Below are 3,234 nucleotides of genomic sequence, written 5' to 3'. Positions count from 1 at the left end.
GACTCATTGCTGGCGGTCAGATTGGTTGTGCTGATCCGTGAGCGTTTGGGTGTGGATGTGCGCATAGGTCAGGTGCTGACGCATCCGGTACTGGCATTGATGGCTCAGTGTATATCGCAGCAAGATGGTGGGGTTCTCCTAGGATACTGGGAGCAGGTATATGAGAGGTCAGACCCTATCCCGCTATCGTTTGCACAGCGCCGTCTGTGGATGTTATCTCAGCTGGACCCACATGGAACGCAGTATCTGATCCCGCTGCGCTTTACCTTGCATGGCCCACTTCAGCGTTCGCGCTTTGAGGCTAGTTTTGTTGAGTTGATCGAGCGCCACACGATCCTGCGCTCGTATATTGTGCAGGACGAATCGGGTCAGGCGTGCGTGGAGCTTGTCGATGAGGCGGTGCAATTGGCGTATGAGGATCTGCAAGGCTTCAATGATCCCGAGCGGCAGCAGCGTTTGGATCAGAGACTGCGCGATCAGGCGAGCACGACTCTGGATCTAGGCTGTCATGTACCATACCGGGCGGGGCTGATCCGACTGTCCTCGCAGGAACATGTGTTTTATCTGACGGTGCACCATGCGGTGCTTGATGGTGTGGCTACAGAGGTTTTGGTGCAGGAGCTGATGGCGCTGTACGCGGGGCAGTCACTGGCGCCAGTGGAGCATGATTACGTGCGCTACAGCCGCTGGGAGCAGAGCGAGGCGTTTGCGCAGCAAATAGAGCCGGGACTGTCGTACTGGAGCCGCCGTCTGAGCGATCTACAGCCGCTGGCGTTACCGTATATGGATATACATGCGAGCGATGAGACCAGCGGGCTGTATGCGCAACAGCTGAGTGAAGGGGAGCGGCAGGAGCTGCAAAAGCTGGCGCGAGATCATGGTGTGACCGCATTTACGGTATACGCGCTGGGGCTGCAACTGGTGCTGGGGCGGTTGCGCCAAGGTGGCGACGTGGCATTCGGGACGTACGCGGCCAATCGGGTGTATGCGCCGTTCTCACACACGGTGGGCACGTTCGTGAACCCGTTGGTGCTGCGTTTTAAATATGATGAGGGTGAGTCACTGAGTCAGGCGCTGGAGCGCACGCAATTGCAGGTGATGCAGGACTTTGAATGGCAGCATGTGCCGTTTGAACGGGTTGTGGAACAGCTGAATCCGCCGCGCGAGCCGGGGCGGCACCCACTGTTCGAAGTGGGCCTTGTGTGCAATGAGCAATTGTATCAGGCGCAATATGAAGTGCAAGGTCTGCGGTTGCAGCCGCAGGGCCTGGATGGTCGGGAAGGCGTGACGCATCGTACAGCGCTGGAGGTGTGGATCTCGCCGCAGTCTGAAGGTCTGGAGGTAGTGGCCACGTACGCGCAGGCGCGGGTGGGCGATCGCCTGGCGCAAGCGGTGATACAGGGGTTGTGCGAGGTATTACGTCAAATGTTGTGTGTGGAGCCGGCTCGGCAGTTGGGTCAGATAGGGTGGCAAACGGCGCAAGTGGCAAAGCAGGCTGATGTGTCGGTCTGGCAAGGAGATCGGCAGGAGTGGCCGGCCGGAACGCTGTGGTCACTGTGGCAGCAACAAGTCAAGCGTCAGGGCCCGGCGGTAGCGGTGTATGGCGATGAGGATCAGGCAGATGTCAGCTGGCAGCAGTTAAGTGATGGGGCCGAGGCGCTGGCGGTACACTTAGTACAGCAGGGGGTATGCGCGGGCGAAGTGGTGGCGGTGTTGCTGGAACACTCGCCGCAATTGGTGCAGGCGGTGCTGGGTGTGGTGCGCAGTGGTGCAGTGCTGTTGTTGTTAGAGCCGGGTGATCCGTCGCAACGGCACGTGGAATTGGTGGCCGATGCGGGTGTGCGTTGGATTATCAGCAATGAAGTGGACGAGGCGCAGGCGGCGGGTCTAGAGCAGCAGAACTGGGTGGCATTGCCCGAGGAGGAGCCACAGTTGCAAGCCTTGTTGGCCGAGCGCGAAGTGTTGTCTGGGCGTGTCGAGAGTGAAGTGCTGTATTGGGTGTATACCTCGGGTTCGACGGGTCAGCCCAAGGCAGTGCAGGGTAGTGTCCGAGGGTTTATAAACCGGCTGTACTGGATGGGTCGACAGTACGGGGTGCAGGCGGGTGAGCGAGCACTGCTCAAGACCTCGGTCAGTTTCGTGGATATTTATGGTGAGCTGCTGGGCAACCTGCTCGAAGGGGTGGCGCTGGTGGTGGCGAGTGATGCGCGCCGGCGCGATCCAGCGGGGCTGTTATGGCGCTTGCGCGAGGGCCAAGTGGATCGTTTGACTGTGACGCCCAGCCTACTGCAGGCGTTGTGCGAGCAGCTGGATCAGGATGGAGTGGCAGGCCAGGCAGTGGCACCGTTGTCGCTGCGGCTAGTGTTCAGCAGCGGCGAGGCACTGAGTTGGTCACTAGTGCGCCAGGCGCGGGCAAGCCTGGGCAGCGGATTGCGGCTAGTCAACGTGTATGGTTCCTCAGAAGTGAGCGCTGATGTGGCAGCCTATGAAGTAGGCCATGAAGAACAGGAGGACGCGAGTGTGGTCAGCGGGCTGGTACCTGTGGGCCAGCTGATGAGTAATGTTAAGGCACGGATCGTGGGCCAGGAAGGCCTGGTGCAGTGGCCGGGGTTGGTTGGCCGGCTGCAGCTTGGGGGGGTGGCACTCTCGCCAGGGTATGCGGGTAAGGCTCGGCGGGCCGAGTCGATGTTTTATGAAAATGAAGGTGAGCGCTGGTTCGACACAGGCGATGAGGTGATACGCAACGCACGGGGAGAGCTGATAGTACTGGGCCGTCGCGATGCGCAGGTCAAGTTGCGGGGCATCCGGATAGATTTGCAGGGACTGGATGTACAGGTTGCTGGAGTGGCCGGCGTGCGCCAGTCGTTGTCTGCGGTAATAGACACAGGCGGCGGGCCGGTGTTGGGTGTACTGGTGGTAGTGCAGGGCGGAGCGACGCAGCAGGCGGTGCGCGTTGCGTTGCAACAGCAACTGCCGGCCCCAATGGTGCCGGGAATTATTGAGGTGGTGCAACAGTTACCGCGGCTAAGTACGGGTAAGCCGGATCGCGGTCAGGCGGCGGCGCTGTTACAGCAGGCGTTGCAGTGCGAACAGGATGAGCAGCAGGCATTGACGCCATTGCAGCAGCGTATCGAACAAATCTGGCGCACGCTGTTGCAACGCGAGCAGCCGATCGGTGCACATCAGAACTTTTTTACACTGGGTGGCCACTCCCTCATGCTCGCTCGACTGGCT

General features: G+C 60.2%; 1 protein-coding gene. It reads left to right on the top strand.

Annotated features, from left to right (window positions below; genetic code table 11):
• On the top strand, positions 1 to 3,234 hold a 3,234-nt coding region (locus INT20_RS17830; protein WP_193057443.1), incomplete at both ends, for a condensation domain-containing protein.

This window comes from Halomonas citrativorans (genome assembly GCF_014898005.1).
Lineage (GTDB): Bacteria > Pseudomonadota > Gammaproteobacteria > Pseudomonadales > Halomonadaceae > Vreelandella > Vreelandella citrativorans.
Note: the sequence above shows the minus strand (reverse complement) of the source record. Positions and strands in the feature narration are given on the sequence as shown.